Source organism: Lentzea sp. NPDC051208, assembly GCF_040682435.1.
In the GTDB taxonomy this organism is placed as follows: domain Bacteria; phylum Actinomycetota; class Actinomycetes; order Mycobacteriales; family Pseudonocardiaceae; genus Lentzea; species Lentzea kristufekii.
In genome coordinates this window covers 492,705-511,561 of sequence record NZ_JBFBAW010000004.1, presented here as the reverse complement: position 1 = coordinate 511,561, position 18,857 = coordinate 492,705, and the positions used below count along the sequence as shown (strand labels likewise).

Below are 18,857 nucleotides of genomic sequence, written 5' to 3'. Positions count from 1 at the left end.
TCATCGGCAGACCGCCTCTTCGAGCAGGGGCAGCACCGCCCGCACCTCGTAGAACCCGTCGGCGCGCATCCGCGTCGTGCACGAACCGCCGGCGATCTCGGCCCGCTCGCGCATGCCGATGAGGCCGTGACCGGTTCCCTCGCCCTGGTGCCCGTGCCTGGCGGGATTGACCACCGCCAAGTCCACACTGTCGGGTCCGTACGTCAGGCGCACAGTCGCGCAGCGCCGGGTGCCGTGCTTACCCGCGTTGGTCAGAGCCTCCTGCACGATGCGGTATGCCGCGAGGTCTGCTGCGCCCGCCAGCGGCCGGACGGCTCCGTTCCGCTCGAGCACGACCTCGAACCCGGCGGATCGGAACGAGTCGATGAGGCCGTCCACCTGGTCGAAGCCCGGCACGGGGTGACGACTCTCCGGCGGGTCGTCGTCCTGGCGCAGCAGGCCCACCGTGGCGCGCAGTTCGTCGAGCGCTGCACGGCTGGTTTGCTTGATGTCGGCCAGCGCCCGGCGTGCGCGGTCGGGGTGCGTGTCCAGGAGGTGGTGCGCCACCCCTGCCTGGGCGTTCACGAGTGTGATGTGGTGGGCGACGACGTCGTGCAAGTCGCGTGCGATCCGAACTCGCTCGTCGTGGACCCGTCGACGCGCCTCCTCTTCGCGGTTGCGCTCGACCTCGCGCACCCGTTCGCGGGCCTGGCGGCGGAACGCCCGGTTGTTGCGCACCGCATCCCCCACGGCGATGGCGATCACCACGTAGTTGGCGGGCAGGACGTTGCGGACGTCGAGCAGGTGATTCGGCAGCCACAGCACGGAACTGGCGGTCAGGAGCACGATCGCGGCAGTGGCCGCAGGCCACGTCACACGTCGATCCGCACGGGTCGCCAGCGTGTAGAGCGCCAGGGCACTCGCGGTGTCGACCACGACCGCGTGCGGAGAGCCGAACGGCAGCGCAGTACCCAGCAGAACGACGACCCACGCGACGGCCGCGGGGTGGCGGTAGCGCCAGAGCAGGACGACAGCCGCGGTGAGTGAGATGACGAGCTGCCAGCCGTCAGGCTTGCTCCAGTCACCCTCACCTCGGTAGGACAGCTGGAACATCGACGTCAGGACGACGAACAGGGGCGGGAGCACCACGTGCCACCAGCGCGGCGCGGGATCGCGTTCGAGATCCACTTCAGCGCACCGAAGGCCGCTGACCACGCGGTGAGACGAGCCCGCTCTCGTAGGCGAACACGACCAGCTGCGCCCGATCCCGTGATCCGGTCTTCATCATCGCCCGGTTCACGTGGGTCTTGGCGGTGGCGGCGCTGATGAACAGCTTCGCCGCGATCTCGGTGTTGGACAGACCCGCGCCGACCAGGGCAGTGATCTCGCGTTCGCGGGTCGTCAGCTCGCCGAGCTCTGCTCGCACGTCGACCGACCGCGCTTCGGGCTGGGACAGGAACCGCGCGATCAGGGCGGTCGTGGCCGCGGGCGACAGCAGCGACTCACCCTCGGCGACCGTGCGGATGGCCTGGAGCAGCACCTCGGGGTCAACACCCTTGCCGAGGAACCCGCTGGCGCCGGCGCGCAGGGCAGAGGCCACGAACTCGTCGGTCTCGAAGGTGGTGAGCACGAGGACCTTCACCCCGCCGAGGTCCTCGTTCGCGGTGATTCGCCGGGTGGCCTCGATGCCGTCGACGCCGGGCATGCGGATGTCCATGACGACCACGTCGGCCTGAGCTTCGCGGGCTCGGTGCACCGCCTCTTCACCGTCGGACGCCTCGCCGATCACCTCCATGTCCGGCGCGGAATCGATGAGCAGCCGGAAGGTCGCCCTGAGCAGGGCTTGATCGTCGGCGAGCAGAACGCGAATGGTCACGGACAGGCCTTCCTGGGCGGCACCAGGGCGGTGCCGTCGAAGTGATGATGGTGCGAGTCACCTGATCCCGCCCGTCCACGACGGCTGATCTCGCCTTCGTTGACGCCGACCACAGGCTGTGCTTACCTCATCAGTAACGCGCGTTAGTTTACCTGAGCACCGCTTTCACCCGACCGCACGCGACCCGGAAGGACCGTTGATGAGCACGCGCCTCGGGGCGACCACCGAAAACATCACCATCGAGGGCAGGCACGGTCCCATTCCGATCCGCGTCTACACCCCGCCGGACGGCCATCCGACCGCTCCTCTGGTCTGGGTCCACGGCGGCGCGTTCTGCGCAGGCGACCTCGACCAGGCCGAGTCGCACGCCCCCGCCCTGACGGTGGCCTCCGCCGGCCGCACCGTGGTGACCGTCGACTACCGGCTCGTGCCCCGCTTCAGCTGGGTGGGCAAGCAGAAACCCCTCCCCCTGACCGGAACCCGCTTCCCGATCCCCCTGGACGACGTCAGCGACGCCTTCGCATGGGCGCGCGAGCAGTCCCCGACCGGTGAGGCCGCACTGGGCGGAGCCAGTGCGGGCGCATGCCTGTCCGCGGCGACGACCCTGCGGTTGAGGGACGCGGGCGAGCCGGTCCCGTCCCGTCTTGTGCTCGCCTACGGCACCTTCCACGCCGCCCTCCCCGCCCTGTCCCCGCACCTCAAGTCCCGGCTGCGCGGCCGGCACGGCTTCCTCCAGTTCCGCGCGAGCACGGTGGACAGGATGAACCTCAACTACGCGGGCACGGCCGAGGCGATGTCCAATCCCCACGCCTTCCCCGGCGGGGCCGACCTCACCGGCTTCCCCCCGGCGCTCCTGCTCGACGCCGACCACGACTCGCTGCGTGCCTCCAGCGAGGAGTTCGCCGCCGAGCTCACCGCCGCCGGCGTGCCGGTCGAGCACCACGTCGTACCAGGGTCGCGGCACGGCTTCCTAGACAAGCCGTCACGCCCTCACTTCGACACCGGCGTGGGAGTCGTCCTGAGGTGGATGGACACACCGCCACAGCCGTAGGCAGCTGTTCGACGAGGAGCATGGATGACCCAAGCCTGGGCACATGAGCGCATCCCCCGCAGGAACAGTTCCAAGCGACGAGTCCTCAGGACGCCGGGTTCAGGCGACTGAGTCCACGTCGCCTGGACCGCTAGCCGGCGGACACCGACCACGCGGCGAGGTCTTCACCGAGCGCGCGCAGAACCGCCACCGGGAGACGCCCGAACGCGGCGAGGTCCACGAAGCTGAACGTCGGCGGCATGCCGAGGTGCTCGGTCCGCACGAGAGCCGGCACGTGGCGCTCCAGCACCGGCCGTGCCGTCGGGTCGTCGAGCAGTTCGAGGATCGGACCGGCGAGCAACGCGGCCCCTGGCAGATCAGCCATCGGCGGCAGCGGCTCGGCCGTGGCAGCGGCGACCGCCGCCTGGGCACGCACCAGCAGGTGTTCGGGGCCGGGTTCGGCGTCGAAAGGGATGCCGAGGCGTTCGAACTGGCTGCGCGGGCCGTCGCTGTCGTGCATCAGCCGCGCCAGCAGACGCAGCATCTTCAGCTCCACGTCGTCGTCGGCGAGGGGGTAATGCTGGTGGGGGTCCTCCTGAAGGTCGAACAGCAGGGTGCCGTGCTGCCAGGAGTTGATCAGCGCTGACGTCGCGGGCATCCGCATCGTGCGCAGTCCCTTGGTGAAGGAGAACGGCTCTGCGGGTTCCCAGGGCTGCAGCTCCGTCACGCTGAACCTGGCGCGCATGTGCGTGGGCATCAGCGTGTACTGCTCGAGCGGAGCGTTGGCGGGCTCGACGGAAGCGCGCATGTACACGTAGCGGCCGTCGGTCACGTTGACATGGCCGCCGTGGATACCGAACAGCGCGCCCTCACGCACGGCCCGGTCATCGTCCAGCACGACGGCGAGATCGGTGCCCTGCATGTCCGGGGTCGGGTCGACGCCGAAGTAGCGCAGCACCGTCGGGGCGATGTCGATCGTCTGGGCGAGCGCGCCCCTGCGGGTGTCGCGATCACCCGTGCGCGGGTCCCACAGGAACATGGGCAGGTGCACCAGCTCGTTGAACCAGGGCTGCACGGTCTTGGCCCACCACCCGTGCTCGCCGAGCAGGAAGCCGTGGTCGGTGTTGACGATCAGCATGGTGTCGTCCCACATGTCGTGAGCGTCCATGAAGTCGAGCACCCGGCCCAGCGAGCGGTCGCACATGGACACCAGCGCGGCGTACTCGTAGCGCGCGTGCTCCACCTGCTCCGCGGGTTCGGTGACCTTCCGGTAGCCGGGCCAGTCGAACTCGGGGCCGTCGTAGTCGTGCGGGTAGATCTCCTTGTACGGCTGGTGGCTGAAGAAGGGCTCGTGCGGGTCGAACAGCTCGATCTGGAGCAGCCAGCGGTCAGCCGAGGCGTTGGTCTCCATGAAGTGCAAGCCGGCGTCCACCGTGCGTGTCTGGGAGTGCTCGGCCTCGGTGGCCATGTAGGCGCGGTTGACCAGGTCCTGCCGCCGCATCCCTCCATCCGGGGCGCTGACGCGGGGTGCGTTCACGACTCCCTTCCACGGGTCGCCTTCCTGTCCGCGGAAGAACTCCCAGGTGGTGTAGCGGGTGTGGTAGGTGGCGCCACCGTCCTCCCAGTAGTGCGGGTGGTCAGAGGCGAGGTGAGTGTGCACTCCGGCGGCGCCGAGCAGCTGGGGCATGGAGTCGTCGAACGGTTCGAGCGGTCCCCAGCTGCGGTGCAGGAAGTTGTAGCGGCCGGTGTGCATCTCGCGCCGCGCCGGCATGCACGGCATGGAACCGGCGTAGAAGTTGTCGAACGTGGTGGCTTTGGCGGCGAGGCGGGCGAAGTTCGGCGCCTGTACGAAGGTGTCGCCGTAAGGGGCGAGCATGTGCCGGTTGAGACTGTCGAACATGACGATGATCGCCTTCACGGCGTTCCTCCTGAGGGGCAGCGCTCACCGCGCCCCCGGTGGCCTGGGGACGCCGCAGTCCTGATTCGTTCCTGCAAGTGATCAGCGGGGTGCGGGGGGCGTCTCCCCGAGCAGGGTGGCCCGCAACGCCTTGCACGACGCGACATGAGCGTCCATCGCAGCGACACCCGTCTGGTGTGCCCACTCTCCGACGGTGTCCGCAAGGCGCTCGTCGAACGACAAGGAGGGCAGGCGGGAAACGCGGCGGTCGCGGAACCGGTAGCGGGCGATCTCCTGCTCCCGGGTCGTGATCTCGGTGTCGAGGAGCGTGATCACGTCTTCGGTGGTCATGAATCCCGCGAAGGTGAGCCGCGCCGAGAACTCGGGCTCCTGGAACCGGGCCGGCGGCTGGTAGGGCCCTGTGAGCCAGTCCAGGAATGCCGAGGTTCCCGCCGTGGTGACGCGGTAGACCTTGGCGTCCTGCGCGCCTGGCCTGGGCTCGACGGCGTGGCTGATCCAGCCGTCCTCCTCCATCTTCGCCAGTGAGCGGTAGACCTGGCTCATCTGCGTTTTGGAGCGGAAGACACGACCGAAGCTGTCGAGGTGCTTCTTGAGGTCATAGCCCGTGCCGGGTTTCTGCAACAGCACCCCGAGCAGGACGTGTTCCAGTTTCATCGCCCGGCTCCCAGCATCGCGGTGCGGCATCCATCACGAAAGTCTATGACACTTGTGGAAGACCATGACACTTGTGGACTATGTGTGTCAACGACGCCCGGAAGCGGTGACACCCATGCACCTACCTGGTTCCTGCTGCGCACCTACTGCCGAAGGCCCTCGCGGTCTCCTTCCGGCACACCAACCTGGGCGGGGGCGGCACGACATCGAGCAGCGCGCCGTCCCCGCCGGCACCTTCAAGATGGGTGACGCGCGCGGCGACAGCCGTCCTGGCGACGGCGAGGGTCCTGTGCACGAGGTCACGCTCCCGGCTTTCCACATCGACGCCGTCACGGTCACCAACGCCGACTTCGCACGCTTCGTCGAGGACACCGGCCACCGCACCCAGGCCGAGGAATTCGGCTCTTCGGCGGTCTTCCACCTCGCGGTGGCGGCATCGGCTGACGACGTCCTCGGCCGCTCCCCCCGGACGCCGTGGTGGCTGGAGGTGCGCGGCGCCGACTGGCGACATCCGGACGGTCCCCGCTCGGACGTCCAGGACCGCCTCGACCATCCGGTAGTGCATGTGACGTGGCACGACGCGCAGGCCTACTGCCGGTGGGCCGACCAGCGCCTGCCCACCGAGGCGGAGTGGGAGCGCGCCGCGCGCGGAAACCTGGACGGCGCACGCTATCCGTGGGGCGACGAGTTGATGGCACCGGACGGCTCCTGGCGGCTCAACATCTGGCAGGGCCGCTTCCCGGCCGACAACTCCGGCGAGGACGGCTGGACCACCACCGCGCCGGTGCGCACCTACGAACCGAACGGCTTCGGCCTGTGGCAAATGGTGGGCAACGTGTGGGAGTGGTGCCAGGAGGTGTTCGACCCCCGCTCCCACGCGACTGGGCACGCACGGCCTCCGACATCCAGCGACGACGGCAGCAACCTGCCCCGGACCCTTCGCGGCGGCTCCTACCTGTGCCACGACTCCTACTGCAACCGGTACCGCAACGCCGCCCGCTCGGCGAACACACCGGATTCCTCCATGGGCAACGCGGGTTTCCGCACGGTGTCACGATGACCGCGCCGCGCTTCCCACGCCGGGTCTACGACCACGGCGAAGAACCGGACCCCCGGTTCACCCTGGCCAACGAACGCAACTTCCTGGCGTGGATGCGCACATCCCTGGCCCTCCTCGCGGGCGGTGTCGCCCTCGAGGCGCTGACACCGCCGATACACCCCGTTCTGCGCCTGACGGCGTCGACGCTGCTGCTGGTACTCGCCCTCGCCGTTCCCGCCTCGGCGTGGTGGGGGTGGAGCACCACCGAACGCGCACTGCGGCAAGGACAAGCCCTCCCGGCGAGCGGCGCGACGACCCTGCTGGCGATCGGCGTCGGCATCGTCGCGACGGTGCTCCTGCTCGGGATCACCTTGCGGTGACCGGCTCCCCGTTCGACAAGGGACTGCAACCGGAGCGAACGACGCTGGCGTGGCGACGCACCGTTCTCGCCGCCGCGACCGGCTTCCTCTGCGCGCTGCGATTCCTGCCCCCTGCGCTCGGCACATGGGCGGCGTGGGCGGCGGTAGTGGGACTGGTGTCGTGCGTGGTCCTGTGGCACTTGGCCGAGCGGCGCTCGAGACTCACCTACCGCGCCTTGCTGTCCGGACCGCGACCACTCCTGCCGGGGGCGGTCTTATTGCTCCTGCTGGCACTCGTGCTCGCGGTGCTGGCGTCCTCCGCTCTGATGTGGACGGTCACGAACAACCAGGCCACAACGAGCGCAAGCCTGCGAACGGGATGCCGGCCACTTGGGCATGAAGCACAGCACCACGCTCCCCATACGTCTCTGGAGGGACACACACGCCTTCGTCGTCGACTTGTCCACTAGCCGTCTTCCTGTTTCATGCGGGGCCGCAGACCCTTGGTATCGCGCGTTAGTTGTGGCACTCTCTCGAAGTAACGCGCGTTACTAAGTCGCGGTGCCCTCAATGACGAGAGGACGAGAGATGTCCGACAGCAGTGCGTCGAGCACCCATGAGGGTGGCGCGGTCATGGATCCGCCGGCCACGCCCATCGACCCGGCCCAATCCCGGGACATCGGCAAGCTGCCGCCGTTCTTTTCGGCGATCTTCTCGACACGCGCCGTCTCGCTGGCAGTCAACGTGCTGGTCGTGACCCAGCTGACGTTCTACGCGACGAACTCCATCGGCCTGTCGGCAGGTTTGATCGGGGGCCTGTTCCTCCTGGCCAAAGTCGTCGACGCGGCCACGGACATCTTCGTCAGCTTCGCGGTCGACCGGACCCGCACTCGGTGGGGCAAGGCCCGCCCCTACGAACTGCTCATCATCCCGATCTGGCTGCTGACGATCGCCGTCTTCAGCACGCCCGACATGGCGCCGTCGTGGCAAGCGGCCTACATCTTCGTGCTCTTCCTGCTGATCACCTCGGTGTGCCAGACGTTCCTGAACAAGTCGGAGGGGCTCTACCTCAAGCGAGCCATCCGGGGCGAAACGCGCTACGCGAAAGTGCTTTCGCGTCAAGGGGTCATCATCGTCATCTGCGCCGGCGTCGGACATGCCTTGCTGCCGCAGCTGATCGCACTGTGGGGGAACCGGCCGGGCGGATGGACGCTCATCGCCACGGTGTACGCCGTGCCACTGATGATCCTGGGCCTGGTGCGGTTCTTCTTCATCAAGGAGACCGTCACCGCCGATGAGCTGGCCGCCGAACAGAACGTGTCGTTCCGCGACGGACTGCGCAGCCTCATGAGCAACAAGTACGCGTTCGTCCTCGCCGGCATCGTGCTGGCCGCGAACATCATCATCACCGGCAACGGCGTGGTGGGGACCTACTACTTCACCTACATCCTCGGCAACGTGCAGTTGCTGTCGCTCATCACCGCGGCCGGAGCCGTGACACCGTTCATCTACCTCTTCTTCCCCCTGGCAGTGCGCAAGTTCGGCGCCATCAACTTCGTGCGCGTCGGCCTGGCGATCGCCGCCCTCGGCTACGCACTCGTCGTGCTCTCGCCGCGATCGCTCGGCATGGTGGTGTTCGGCCAAGTGCTCGGTTCCCTGACCACCATCATCACCATGCTGGTCGGCTACTTCGCAATCCAGTGCATGGCCTACGGCGAGTGGCGCACCGGTCACCGCAGCGATGCCGTCACGACCACGGTGATCAGCTTTTCGGCTCAGGTGGGCCAGGGTGCGGCGTCGGGCGTCATCGGAGTCGTGATGGGTGTGGCCGGCTTCAACGGACTGGTCGCCACCCAGACTCCCCGGGCAGAAGAGGCGATCATCGGGCTGTACTCGACGGTCCCGCTCGTGCTGACCCTGCTCATGTTCGGCCTGACGTTCCTGTACCGCCTCGACTCCAAGAGCGGTGCGGTCAACGCGGACCTCGCCGCGGACATCCACGCCGGGACCAGCGCGCTGAAGCTGTGATCTGCACTCGAGCACCGCACGTCGCGCCCCGTTGCACGGCACCTGCCCGGCAACGCCTCATGACGTGCGTCTTCCGGGCTTCGGCCTGATCGAACACCGAAAGGAACGCACACCGTGGAGAAGAGCATCATGGTCAAGAGCTTCAGCGAGCGGGCCAAGGACCGCCTGTACGAAGCGTGGGACGCCTGGAAGCCGGGGTACGAGGACTGGATCGAGTGGTCCAACAGCCTTTACGCGCCCGATGCCGAGATGATCGCCATGGATGGCGACGCGCCGGAGAACTTCCGCGACTACCAGGCGAAGATGAAGCACTTCCGCGACCAGTTCGACATGAAGATGGGCGTGATCGAACGCTGCATCGTCGCCGACGGCGTCACCGCGCACACGTACAAGATGTACATGACCCCCAAGGGGCAGGGGGAGGACAAGACGGCAGTGATCGCTGTGACGGAGTTCAACCACTTCGCGGACGTGCCCGGCTACGACAAGCCGATGGTCGTGAAGCTGGAGCTCGTCACCGCCGGATCGCTGTAAGGACCTCACATGTCAGCTCGGATTCATCTCCTTCCCAACTCACGCTGCACCATCGGGGAGAACCCGCTGTGGGATGCGGAGGAGGACCGGCTCTACTGGATCGATGTCGCCGCAGGAAACATCTTCTGCGGCACACCGGACGGCCGCGAGGTGCGACTCTGGCGCTTCCCCTGGGGCACGATCTCCTCTCTGGCACTTCGAGCCTCGGGCGGAGCGATCGTCACCGCGGCCAACGGGATCCACCTGCTCGACCTCGACACCGGCGAAATCGACACCCTGTTCCAAGTGGACAGCAAGCCCGGTGTCGGCTTCAACGACGCGAAAGTGGACCGTCAGGGCAGGCTCGTCACCGGCCTGGTCGACGGCACGCAGCTGCAGACCGCACCGGGCAGTTCCACGCTCGTCGAAGCCGCGGGCCTGTACCGCGTGGACCACGACCTCGAGGTCCGGCCGCTGGCTGAAGGGTTCATCGCGAGCAACGGTCCTTCGTTCAGCCCGGACGGCACCATTCTCTACTGGAACGACAGCTGGGCACTGCGGACCTACGCGTTCGACTACGACCCCGAAACGGGCGTCGCGTCGAACCGCCGGCAGTTCGCCGACTTCATCGACCCGACTCAGCCGGTGCAACCCATGCCCGACGGATCGACGGTGGACGAGGAGGGCTTCCTTTGGACGGCCGCCCTCTACGCCGGAGAGATCCGGCGTTATGCGCCCGACGGCACTCTCGACCGAAGGATTTCACTTCCTCTGATGAAGCCGCTCGGCGTCGCTTTCGGCGGTCCGGAGATGGAAGTCCTGTACGTGACCACCATGGGCGACGCCGGTTTTCCCGGTGATCCTCTTCAAACCGGCGTGCTCGACGGCAGCATCCTGGCCCTGTCCGGGTTGGGCGTGAGGGGCATACCCGAAAGGCGTTTCGCAGGCTGAACACAGCTGCGACACACACCCTGTACCGCCGTTCTTCTCCGACTCGTCGGGCGGCTGCGCAGTCGGACGCGGGCACAGCGCTGCCCGCGTCCGACTTGCTCACGGCGCCATCCCGTCGACTCAACGAGGAGCCACATGACGAAGAAAAGTGCCGGCGCGGATCTCGACGTTCCCGAGCCGGAAACGCCCACGCTCCGCCACCGCAATCCCAGGCGACGAGTTGTCAAGATCGCGGCGATCAGCTTCTGCGTCCTGCTGTTGATCAGCCTGGTCGGCGCGGCAGCCGTGCTCTACTTCATGGGACGGGACCACCCGAAGCAGTGGGAGTCGCGCGTGGACGCCATCCGGCAACGCTTCGCCGCCGGCTATCCCCAGGGCGAGGTGTTGCTCACCGGCAGCTCCTACATGGAGTACTGGCGCACCTCAGCTGAAGACCTCACACCTCTCGCAACGACGAACATCGGCATTGGCGGCACCAAGGCCGGCGACCACATCGCCTACTTCGACCGGATGATCGTTCCGTTCGCCCCGGCCGCATTGGTGGTCTACATCGGCTCGAACGACATCAGCGGCCTGCCGTTCTTCTCGAAATCCGCTGACGAGACCGTTTCGCTGGTCGAGCACTACCTCGACCTCGCACGGACACGCCTGCCAAAGACGAGGATCTACTACATCGCGATCACCGAGGCCCCCTCACGCGAGCGCGTACGCCCCGAAATCCAGAAGGCGAACCGCGCCCTCGCCGATCTGGCACGCTCTCGAGGCGACTTCACCTTCATCGACACGGCACCCGCTCTGCTCCGGACGGATGGCTCAATCGACCACGCCCTCTTCGCCGATGACCGCCTCCACCTCAATGCCGAGGGCTACCGCCGGTTCGCCACCGCTGTCAAAGCAGGCTTGTGCGGCGAACGAGCCGAGTGATGCACCGGAGGATGCCCTTAGCAACGCAGTCGGTACGGCATCAGCCGCAACCCTGCCCATGGACAACGACTGGGCGGCGGTCTGACGAACGCCACATCCCTGGGGCATTTATCCTGCTGGCCAGTGCTCCGCACCACCGGAGTGATCAGCCGCCCGGCACCTCGCCGGGCATTGCCTGCCGGAGCCCCAGGGATGAGTCGTACCAGAACAGACGCCGACGACGCGGGAACCAGCCGCGGCCGCACCCGCACGGGACAGATCGAGACCACTCGACGGCGCATCCTCGAGACCGCCGAGCGCATGTTCGCCGAGCACGGCATCTTCTCGGTCTCCAACCGGCAGATCAGCGACGAGGGCGGCCTGGGCAACAACACGGCGGTCAGCTACCACTTCGGCAGCAAGGCCGAACTCGTCCGCGCCATCTACCAGCGCCACAACGAACCGATGGAGCTCATCCGCGAGGAGCTGCTGAACCGGCACGCCGGCAGCGAAGACCTCCGCGACTGGCTCGCCTGCATGGTGCACCCGTTCACCGACCACCTGGCGTCACTCGGCGCGAACAGCTGGTACGCCCGCTTCATCGCCCAGCTCATGACAGAACCGAAACTGCGCGAACTCGGCCTTGTCGACGTGGGCAGGACGCCTCAGCAGCGAACGATCGCCGACGCGCTGCACCGATGCCTTCCTCACCTGACTCCGGCCGTGCACGCCGAACGCGACGAGATGGCCCAAGCGCTCATCGCGCACATGTGCGCACGGCGCGAACAGGACCTGCCGGAGGACAGCGCCGCGGCCTGGAAAGCAACAACCTCCAGCCTCATCGATGCCCTCGCAGGCCTGTACATGGCGCCAGCCACCCCGCTCGACTGATCAGCACCCCTTGGCCGTCCCACCACTGCCACCCGCCTGCTTTAAATCAATTGATTGACTTAAACTATGGAGGTACCCGCCCTTCGAACCAGCTACCAGCGGAGAGTTGATGAGCACGATCACCGCACCTTCACATCGGAAAGTGCTGCAGGCTCTCACCGGCCTGTTGCTCGCTCTGTTCGTCTCCACACTGAGCAGCACGGTGGTGGCGACAGCGCTTCCGCGCATGCTGGGCGACCTGCACGGCTCCCCGACCCAGTACACCTGGGTGGTCACGGCCACTCTGCTCACCGCGACCGTCTCCACTCCGATCTGGGGCAAACTCGCGGACCTCTTCGACAAGAAGGTCCTCGTCCAGGCTTCGGCGGTGGTCTTCATCGCCGGATCGCTCGCGGCGGGCCTGGCGCAGGACGCCGGTCAGCTCATCGCCGCGCGTGGTCTGCAAGGCGTGGGCGTCGGTGGGCTGCAGGCCCTGGTCCAGATCGCCATCGCCGCGATGATCCCGCCTCGCGAGCGAGGCCGCTATGCCGGTTACCAGAGCAGTGTCACCGCCCTCTCCACAATCGGTGGCCCGCTGCTGGGCGGTTTCATCGTCGACACCGCGTGGCTCGGCTGGCGCTGGTGCTTCTTCATCGGTGTTCCCGTCGCTCTGGCCGCGCTGGTGCTGCTGCAACTGACGTTGCGCCTCCCGGTCGTCCGCAGGGAGAACGTCCGGATCGACTACTGGGGTGCGGCGCTGATCACCGGCGGAGTCAGCCTTCTGCTGATCTGGATCTCGTTCGTCGATGACGGCTTCGCCTGGGTCTCCTGGCAGACCGCGGCCATGGTCGGCGGAAGCCTGCTGCTGCTCGGATTCGGGGCGTGGGTGGAGACCAGGGTCGCGGAACCGATCGTGCCGCCACGCATCATCACGCAGCGCACCACCGCGCTCGCCGTCCTCGGCAGCCTCGCCGCCGGTACCGCCATGTTCGGTGCTGCGGTCTTCCTCAGCCAGTACTTCCAGCTCAGCCGCGGCCACACCCCGACGGAGGCGGGCGTGCTCACCATCCCCATGATGGCGGGCATCCTGATCTCCTCCATCGTCGCCGGCCGCCTGCTCAGCCGCACCGGCCGCGTCAAGCCCTTCCTCGTCATCGGCGCGGTGAGCCTCGCCGTGGGCTTCGCCTGCCTCGGTTTCCTGGACGAGACCACCCCGCTGGTGCTCGTCGCCGTGCCGATGTTGCTCATCGGCACCGGCGTCGGCATGACGCTGCAGAACTTCGTCCTGGTCGTGCAGAACGCCGTTCCGCTCGCCGACATCGGTGCCGCCAGCGCGACCGTGTCGTTCTTCCGCTCGCTCGGCGGCACGATCGGCGTCACCGTTCTCGGCGCCGTGCTGGCCCGTCAGGTGGCCCACCACACCGCGGCGGGCCTGACGGTCCCGGCCGCCTACGGTGAGGCGACCGGAACCGTGTTCGCCATCTCCGCCGGTGTCGCGGTGCTGGGCGTCGTCGCCGCCGTCCTGCTCAAACCCGTGTCTCTGCGCACGAGTCTCGACATGTCCAAGAAGGACTGAACCCGCCGGTGCGCGGTGTCCAACCGCGCACCGGCGGTGGTGGTCAGCGGATCAAGCGCACAACGCTGCCTTCTCCGTTCGCGGAGACGTAGATCGTCCGGTCGGGCCCGACAGCCACTCCGGCGAACGGCACCGGCACCCCCGCACCGGGATGGACGCGGGTGCGCCCCGGCGGCAACCCGACCGCGAGGTCCTCCGCCTCGACACGGCGTTCGCCTGTGACGAGGTCGATCGCGAGCAGCCTCCGCGCCCCGGTCTCCACGACGAAGAGCTCGCCGGCGCTCACCGCGATGCCCTGCGGCTGATCCAGCCCTTCTGCAACCGGCACGAGGGCGCCGTCGTCGATGCGCGCGACGACCCCTCGTTGCTCGTCGCTGACGTAACAACGGTCCTCCGCGTCGACCGCGACGTCGACCGGAAACCCCATGCCTTCAGCGAGAACGGTGAGGCCGTTCTCGCCGTCGATGCCGACCACACGACCCGCACCGGACTCTGCTACCACGAGCACGCCGTCGGAACGCAGAGCCACACCATTGGGGCGCGCGAGGTTCTCCGCCCGTGTCCTGAGTGACCGGTTCTCCGGTTCATACGTGCGCACCACTCCGGACTGCGAGGCCAGGTGCACTCGGCCGCAGTCGTCGGTTGCGACGCCGTGGCTCGACAGGAGAAGCTCGCGGGTGTGCGCCTCGCCGCCGGTGACCGTCGCCAGCCGGAAGTTGTCCCCCGCGTACACCGTGCCGGAACGGTCGACCGCCACGCCGTAAGGACCGACAAGACCCTTCGGCACGATCACCCGTGCGCGCCCGTCCGGCGTCAGCTCCGCGATGCCACCCGCCGCGAAGCTCGACACGAACATGCGGTTCTCGGTGTCGAACGCCGCGTTGTCCATTCCGGACAGATCACCGGGAACGACAGTGCGCCTGCCGGAGGAGAGGTCGATCCGCGTGACGATCCCGGCCTCACCGCGCGACAGCACCGTCAGCTCCCCCGACAGGTCGAAGCGCACCGCCACCGGCTGGTGGACGTCCCGCGCGACCAGTTCGGCCGGACCGCCGTCCGGAGACACGCGGTGCACCTCGTTCGTCACCATGTGCGGGTAGTACAGATACCCGTCGGGGCCGAGCTGCATCGCGTTGCCGAACGCCAGTCCCTCGGCCAGCACGACGGGTTCCCCACCACCGGGGAACAACTCCAGCACTCGTCCGCCCATGCACATCTCGTTGACGAACAGCCTGTTGCCGGCGCAAGCGATACCGTTGGGCGATGCGACGCCCTCGGCAACGAGGGTGAACTCGCCGTCCGGACTGCGCCGCCACACCCGTCCTGGCACGAGGTCCGTGATGTACATGGAACCGTCGGCGCCGAAGGCCAGGTCGTCCGGCGCCTGCACGGGACCGTCCATGTCGACGACGGTGTCGACCTCGCCGTTGCCGAGGTCCACCGCGCTGATCTTGCCGGCGACGAACTGGGCGACGTAGAGCCTTCCGTCCGGTCCGAACGCGATGCCGTTCGATCCCCACAGCGGGCTGGGCGGGGTGAGCCGTTCGACAGATCCTCTGGCAGAGCGAGGATTCACGGCCTTGCCAAAACGGCCGTCAGTTCGCATCGCCGAGCACCTCGTCGATGCCGTCGCCGGAGCGCCATTCGCGCAGCAACTGGTGGAAGGCGGCCGGGCCGGGCCCGTAGGTCTGTCGGGGACCGCGCGGTTTGCCCTCGCCGTTGTAGTAGCCGGGCGTGCACTCGAGGTCGTAGCGCCCGCGGTCCGGCGAGTTCGCGCGCACGGTCTCCACCCACGCGCGCTCCGCCTCAGCGGTCGGTTCGATGCACTTCACCCCGCGCCGACGTGCCTGTGCGACCAGCTCGCCGATGTGGATCGCCTGCTCGTCCAGCACGTGCGTGAAGTTCACCGAGGGCGCGTTCTGCAGGGACCCGAGGTGAAAGAGGTTCGGGAAACCGTTGCTGCACAACCCGTGCAACGTGCGCACACCGCCTGCGGCCCACGATTGCAGCAATCCGGAACCCTCCCTGCCGTAGATGGGCAGGCGGCCGGTCATCACGTCCGACATACCGACTTCGAAACCGGTGGCGAAGATGATGCAGTCGACCTCGTACTCGACGCCGCCGACGACGATCGCGTTTTCGGTGACCCGCTCGATGCCACCGTGGTCGGCCGTGTCGACCACGGTCACGTTGGGGCGGTTGAACGTCTGCAGGTACTCGTCGCTGAACGTCGGCCGCTTGCAGCCGTAGCGGTACCAGGGCTTGAGCAGCTCGGCCGTCGCCGGGTCCTCGACGACGGCGTCGACGCGGGCGCGCAGCTCGTTCATCTTCCGGAAGTCGAGCAGCTCCTCGATCCGCTCCCACTCCGCCGGGTCCAGGTGCGCGTTGGCGTCCGTCGGGACGATCTTCGAGAGCAGCCGGCCGCTCGCCGTCCACGCGTCGTCCACCAGGTCCACGTCCACCTCGTGACCCGTGACGAGGGCCTGGAAGTTCTCCCTGCGCCGGGCTTGCCAGCCGGGTTCGAGCGAGGCCTCCCACTCCGGATCAGTGGGGCGGTTGCCCCGCACGTCCACCGACGAGGGCGTGCGCTGGAAGACGTACAGGTGCCCGGCGTCACGCCCCAGGTGCGGCACCACCTGGATGCCCGTCGCCCCCGTGCCGATCACCGCCACGCGCTTGTCCGCCAGCCCGGTCAGCCCGCCGTCCGCGTCCCCGCCCGTGTAGCCGTAGTCCCAGCGGCTCGTGTGGAACGTGTGCCCCGCGAAGTCCTCAATGCCGGGAACGCGCGGCAGCTTCGCGTGATCGAGCGTGCCGTTCGACACCACCACGTACGTCGCGCGGACCTCGTCGTCGCGGTCGGTGCGCACGAGCCACTCACCGTCGTCCCACCGCAGCTCCCGCACGCCCGTCTGGAACAACGCGTCCGCGTACAGGCCGAACGTCCTGCCGATGGCCATCGCGTGCTGCCGGATCTCCTCGCCGGGCGAGTACTTCCACCGCGGGACGTACCCGACCTCCTCCAGCAGCGGCAGGTAGACGTAGGACTCGATGTCGCAGTGGATGCCCGGATACCGGTTCCAGTACCAGGTGCCGCCGAAGTCCCCCGCCTTCTCGATGACCCGGATGCGCTCCAGTCCCGCCTGCCGCAGCCGCGCACCCGCCAGCAGCCCACCGAACCCACCGCCGATCACGACCGCGTCCACCCGGTCGCGGACCGGCTCCCTGGACTCGGGCGTCGAGTAGGGGTCCTCGGCGTAGTAACCGAACTTTCCCTCCGCACGCTGGTACTGCCCACTGCCATCGGGCCGCATCCGCCGGTCCCGCTCCGATCGGTAGCGCTCGCGCAACGCCTCCGGATCGAAATCGAGCTCGTCAGGGATCCGCAAGGGGTCCAGTGTCACCGTGCCGCCCTTTCACTGAGACGCCTCTCAAGACGTCAGAGTTTAAATCAATTGACTGACTTAAATGTACACGTCGTGACCTTCCGAAGGCAGCCGGTAGCGCCCGCATGACTCAGCTGCGGCGAGCGCGACTACGTGGGCCCAGCCCAACCCAGCCAGGCGCCACGCCTCTGTCATCCACCAGCGCTCGGACCGCAAGGGCGAGCGCATGCCGCGCCGAACTGACCGACGCCGGTTGCGACGTAGATGAAGTGACACGGGCGTTTACTTGAACCCTCAAGTGATCTAAGGCACCGATTAGTTGACGCTTCAAGTCATACGACCTACAGTTAGTTGAAACGTCAAGTCATCTGGAAGGTCGGCACCGTGAACGTCACCCTGTGGATCATCGCTAGCGTCCTGGCCGTCGCGTTCCTGCTCGCCGGCGCGATGAAGCTGGCCCAGCCGAAGGAGAAGCTGGCCGCATCGGGCATGGCCTGGACGGGCGACTTCTCCGCCGGCGCGGTGAAGGGCATCGGCGCCGTGGAGGTGCTGGGTGCGATCGGTTTGATCCTGCCCGCGGCCCTGGGCATCGCCCCGGTCCTGACCGCGCTGGCAGCTACCGGCCTAGCGGTCACCATGCTCGGCGCGGCGATCGTGCACGCCCGGCGCAAGGAAAACCAGATGATCGGCGTCAACGTCGTCCTGCTGCTCCTGGCGGCCGTCGTGGCCTGGGGCCGGTTCGGCCCCTACGCCTTCTGATCCCGTTCCGACACGCCACGTCAATCAACGTCACGAATTTGTGGAGACCGTCATGCGCGCATTCAACGTCCCCGAGTCCGGTGCCCAGCCCGTCGTCTCCGACCTGCCCGTCCCGGAGGTCACCGACGGCACGGTCCTGGTCCGGGTGAAGAGCGCCGCCCTCAACGCCATCGACAACGGCCTGGCCACCGGCATGATGGCCGCGATGCTCCCGCACGCCTACCCGCTGGTGGTCGGCCGCGACGCGGCCGGAGTGGTCGAGGCGGTCGGCGCCGGCGTCGACCACGTGGCGGTGGGCGACGAGGTCTTCGGCCACGTCCTGCTCGCCCCGCCCGTGCAGGCCGGCACCATCGCCGAGTACGCGCTGCTCCCGGCCGCCGCGGTGGCGGCCAAGCCGGCCGGGCTGGGCTTCGACCAGGCCGCGGCGCTGCCGCTCGCCGGTGCCGCCGCGTTCGACTCGGTGCAGGCCCTCGACGTGCAGCCCGGACAGGTCGTCCTGGTGACCGGTGCCACCGGCGGCGTGGGCTCCTACGCCGTTCAACTGCTCGCCGCCCGCGGCGCCACCGTCGTGGCCACCGGGACCGCCGCCGACGCCGACCGGCTCACCAGCCTGGGCGCCACGACGGTCGTGGACCACACGTCGGACACCCCGCTCGCCGAGCAGGTCGCCGCCTCCTACCCCGACGGCGTCGACGGTCTCATCGACCTGGTCTCCTACAGCCCCGACGCACTGGCCTTGGGCGCGGTCCGCAAGGGCGGCAAGGTCGCCAGCACCCTCAACGCCGCCGACGAGCAGGTCCTCGCCGAGGCCGGGCTGACCGGCAGCAACATCATGGCCGCCCCGGTGCGAGAGGTCCTCGAACCGCTGGCCGCGCAGGCCGCCGAGGGCACCCTCAAGGTCGACATCACGCAGGTCCTGCCGCTGGAGCAGGCCGGCGACGGCCTCGCGACCATCGCCTCGGGTGCCGCGCGCGGCAAGATCATCGTCAACATCGCCGACTGACGCCCGCGATCACATC

General features: G+C 68.1%; 18 protein-coding genes. 12 read left to right on the top strand and 6 right to left on the bottom strand.

Annotated elements, in window-relative coordinates; genetic code table 11:
- Both AB0M48_RS12615 and AB0M48_RS12610 read right to left on the bottom strand, forming a co-directional pair.
- Complete coding sequence (locus tag AB0M48_RS12615; RefSeq protein WP_363839798.1) at window positions 1–1,167, bottom strand: histidine kinase; 1,167 nt, start codon at window positions 1,165–1,167, stop codon at window positions 1–3.
- A gap of 1 nt (window position 1,168) precedes the next feature.
- Complete coding sequence (locus AB0M48_RS12610) at window positions 1,169–1,855, bottom strand: response regulator transcription factor (RefSeq protein ID WP_363839795.1); 687 nt, start codon at window positions 1,853–1,855, stop codon at window positions 1,169–1,171.
- A 199-nt stretch (window positions 1,856–2,054) separates the two neighbouring features.
- Here AB0M48_RS12610 and AB0M48_RS12605 point away from each other — a divergent pair, with 199 nt between their 5' ends.
- A complete protein-coding gene (locus tag AB0M48_RS12605; RefSeq protein ID WP_363839792.1) occupies window positions 2,055–2,906 on the top strand; it encodes an alpha/beta hydrolase in 852 nt (283 codons plus the stop codon).
- A 130-nt stretch (window positions 2,907–3,036) separates the two neighbouring features.
- On the opposite strand, the gene AB0M48_RS12600 is transcribed toward AB0M48_RS12605, so the two are convergent.
- Complete coding sequence (locus tag AB0M48_RS12600; RefSeq protein ID WP_363839789.1) at window positions 3,037–4,803, bottom strand: sulfatase; 1,767 nt, start codon at window positions 4,801–4,803, stop codon at window positions 3,037–3,039.
- 81 nt (window positions 4,804–4,884) lie between these two features.
- Window positions 4,885–5,457, bottom strand: coding sequence for a PadR family transcriptional regulator (locus AB0M48_RS12595; RefSeq protein WP_363839786.1), 573 nt, complete (start codon window positions 5,455–5,457; stop codon window positions 4,885–4,887).
- 241 nt (window positions 5,458–5,698) lie between these two features.
- On the opposite strand from AB0M48_RS12595, the gene AB0M48_RS12590 reads away from it, so the two are divergent.
- From AB0M48_RS12590 to AB0M48_RS12550, 9 genes are all read left to right on the top strand, one after another.
- The gene (locus AB0M48_RS12590) at window positions 5,699–6,517 is read left to right on the top strand and encodes a formylglycine-generating enzyme family protein (RefSeq protein WP_363839783.1); all 819 of its coding nucleotides are present in this window, start codon (window positions 5,699–5,701) and stop codon (window positions 6,515–6,517) included.
- Window positions 6,514–6,876, top strand: a complete 363-nt coding sequence (locus tag AB0M48_RS12585) for a DUF202 domain-containing protein (protein ID WP_363839780.1) — start codon at window positions 6,514–6,516, stop codon at window positions 6,874–6,876. The genes AB0M48_RS12590 and AB0M48_RS12585 overlap by 4 nt, the downstream gene beginning before the upstream one ends.
- Window positions 6,873–7,325, top strand: coding sequence for a DUF202 domain-containing protein (locus AB0M48_RS12580; protein ID WP_363839777.1), 453 nt, complete (start codon window positions 6,873–6,875; stop codon window positions 7,323–7,325). Before AB0M48_RS12585 ends, AB0M48_RS12580 begins: the two co-directional genes overlap by 4 nt.
- Window positions 7,326–7,443: 118 nt before the next feature.
- Window positions 7,444–8,883, top strand: a complete 1,440-nt coding sequence (locus tag AB0M48_RS12575; protein ID WP_363839774.1) for an MFS transporter — start codon at window positions 7,444–7,446, stop codon at window positions 8,881–8,883.
- 114 nt (window positions 8,884–8,997) lie between these two features.
- Window positions 8,998–9,417, top strand: a complete 420-nt coding sequence (locus AB0M48_RS12570) for a hypothetical protein (RefSeq protein ID WP_363839771.1) — start codon at window positions 8,998–9,000, stop codon at window positions 9,415–9,417.
- 9 nt (window positions 9,418–9,426) lie between these two features.
- Window positions 9,427–10,347, top strand: a complete 921-nt coding sequence (locus AB0M48_RS12565; protein ID WP_363839768.1) for an SMP-30/gluconolactonase/LRE family protein — start codon at window positions 9,427–9,429, stop codon at window positions 10,345–10,347.
- 258 nt (window positions 10,348–10,605) lie between these two features.
- Window positions 10,606–11,271, top strand: coding sequence for a GDSL-type esterase/lipase family protein (locus AB0M48_RS12560; protein WP_363839765.1), 666 nt, complete (start codon window positions 10,606–10,608; stop codon window positions 11,269–11,271).
- Between the two features lie 192 nt (window positions 11,272–11,463).
- Window positions 11,464–12,141, top strand: a complete 678-nt coding sequence (locus tag AB0M48_RS12555; RefSeq protein WP_363839763.1) for a TetR family transcriptional regulator — start codon at window positions 11,464–11,466, stop codon at window positions 12,139–12,141.
- Window positions 12,142–12,250: 109 nt separating this feature from the next.
- Window positions 12,251–13,696, top strand: a complete 1,446-nt coding sequence (locus AB0M48_RS12550) for an MDR family MFS transporter (RefSeq protein ID WP_363839760.1) — start codon at window positions 12,251–12,253, stop codon at window positions 13,694–13,696.
- Window positions 13,697–13,739: 43 nt separating this feature from the next.
- On the opposite strand, the gene AB0M48_RS12545 is transcribed toward AB0M48_RS12550, so the two are convergent.
- Together AB0M48_RS12545 and AB0M48_RS12540 are read right to left on the bottom strand one after the other, a co-directional pair.
- Window positions 13,740–15,302, bottom strand: coding sequence for a hypothetical protein (locus tag AB0M48_RS12545; protein ID WP_363839757.1), 1,563 nt, complete (start codon window positions 15,300–15,302; stop codon window positions 13,740–13,742).
- The gene (locus AB0M48_RS12540) at window positions 15,292–17,082 is read right to left on the bottom strand and encodes an NAD(P)/FAD-dependent oxidoreductase (RefSeq protein ID WP_363839754.1); all 1,791 of its coding nucleotides are present in this window, start codon (window positions 17,080–17,082) and stop codon (window positions 15,292–15,294) included. Before AB0M48_RS12540 ends, AB0M48_RS12545 begins: the two co-directional genes overlap by 11 nt.
- A gap of 381 nt (window positions 17,083–17,463) precedes the next feature.
- On the opposite strand from AB0M48_RS12540, the gene AB0M48_RS12535 reads away from it, so the two are divergent.
- Together AB0M48_RS12535 and AB0M48_RS12530 are read left to right on the top strand one after the other, a co-directional pair.
- Window positions 17,464–17,838 (top strand): DoxX family protein, encoded by a 375-nt coding sequence (locus tag AB0M48_RS12535; RefSeq protein ID WP_363839751.1) that lies wholly within the window; start codon window positions 17,464–17,466, stop codon window positions 17,836–17,838.
- Window positions 17,839–17,890: 52 nt separating this feature from the next.
- Window positions 17,891–18,841 (top strand): NADP-dependent oxidoreductase, encoded by a 951-nt coding sequence (locus AB0M48_RS12530; protein ID WP_363839748.1) that lies wholly within the window; start codon window positions 17,891–17,893, stop codon window positions 18,839–18,841.
- Window positions 18,842–18,857: the final 16 nt, after the last annotated feature.

Bases quoted from the DNA above. Each gene is read 5' to 3' on its own strand.
- AB0M48_RS12590 (WP_363839783.1), top strand. From the start codon at position 5,699: ATGGGTGACGCGCGCGGCGACAGCCGTCCTGGCGACGGCGAGGGTCCT.
- AB0M48_RS12565 (WP_363839768.1), top strand. From the start codon at position 9,427: ATGTCAGCTCGGATTCATCTCCTTCCCAACTCACGCTGCACCATCGGG.
- AB0M48_RS12530 (WP_363839748.1), top strand. From the start codon at position 17,891: ATGCGCGCATTCAACGTCCCCGAGTCCGGTGCCCAGCCCGTCGTCTCC.
- AB0M48_RS12575 (WP_363839774.1), top strand. From the start codon at position 7,444: ATGTCCGACAGCAGTGCGTCGAGCACCCATGAGGGTGGCGCGGTCATG.
- AB0M48_RS12550 (WP_363839760.1), top strand. From the start codon at position 12,251: ATGAGCACGATCACCGCACCTTCACATCGGAAAGTGCTGCAGGCTCTC.
- AB0M48_RS12555 (WP_363839763.1), top strand. From the start codon at position 11,464: ATGAGTCGTACCAGAACAGACGCCGACGACGCGGGAACCAGCCGCGGC.
- AB0M48_RS12585 (WP_363839780.1), top strand. From the start codon at position 6,514: ATGACCGCGCCGCGCTTCCCACGCCGGGTCTACGACCACGGCGAAGAA.
- AB0M48_RS12545 (WP_363839757.1), bottom strand. From the start codon at position 15,302: ATGCGAACTGACGGCCGTTTTGGCAAGGCCGTGAATCCTCGCTCTGCC.
- AB0M48_RS12605 (WP_363839792.1), top strand. From the start codon at position 2,055: ATGAGCACGCGCCTCGGGGCGACCACCGAAAACATCACCATCGAGGGC.
- AB0M48_RS12595 (WP_363839786.1), bottom strand. From the start codon at position 5,457: ATGAAACTGGAACACGTCCTGCTCGGGGTGCTGTTGCAGAAACCCGGC.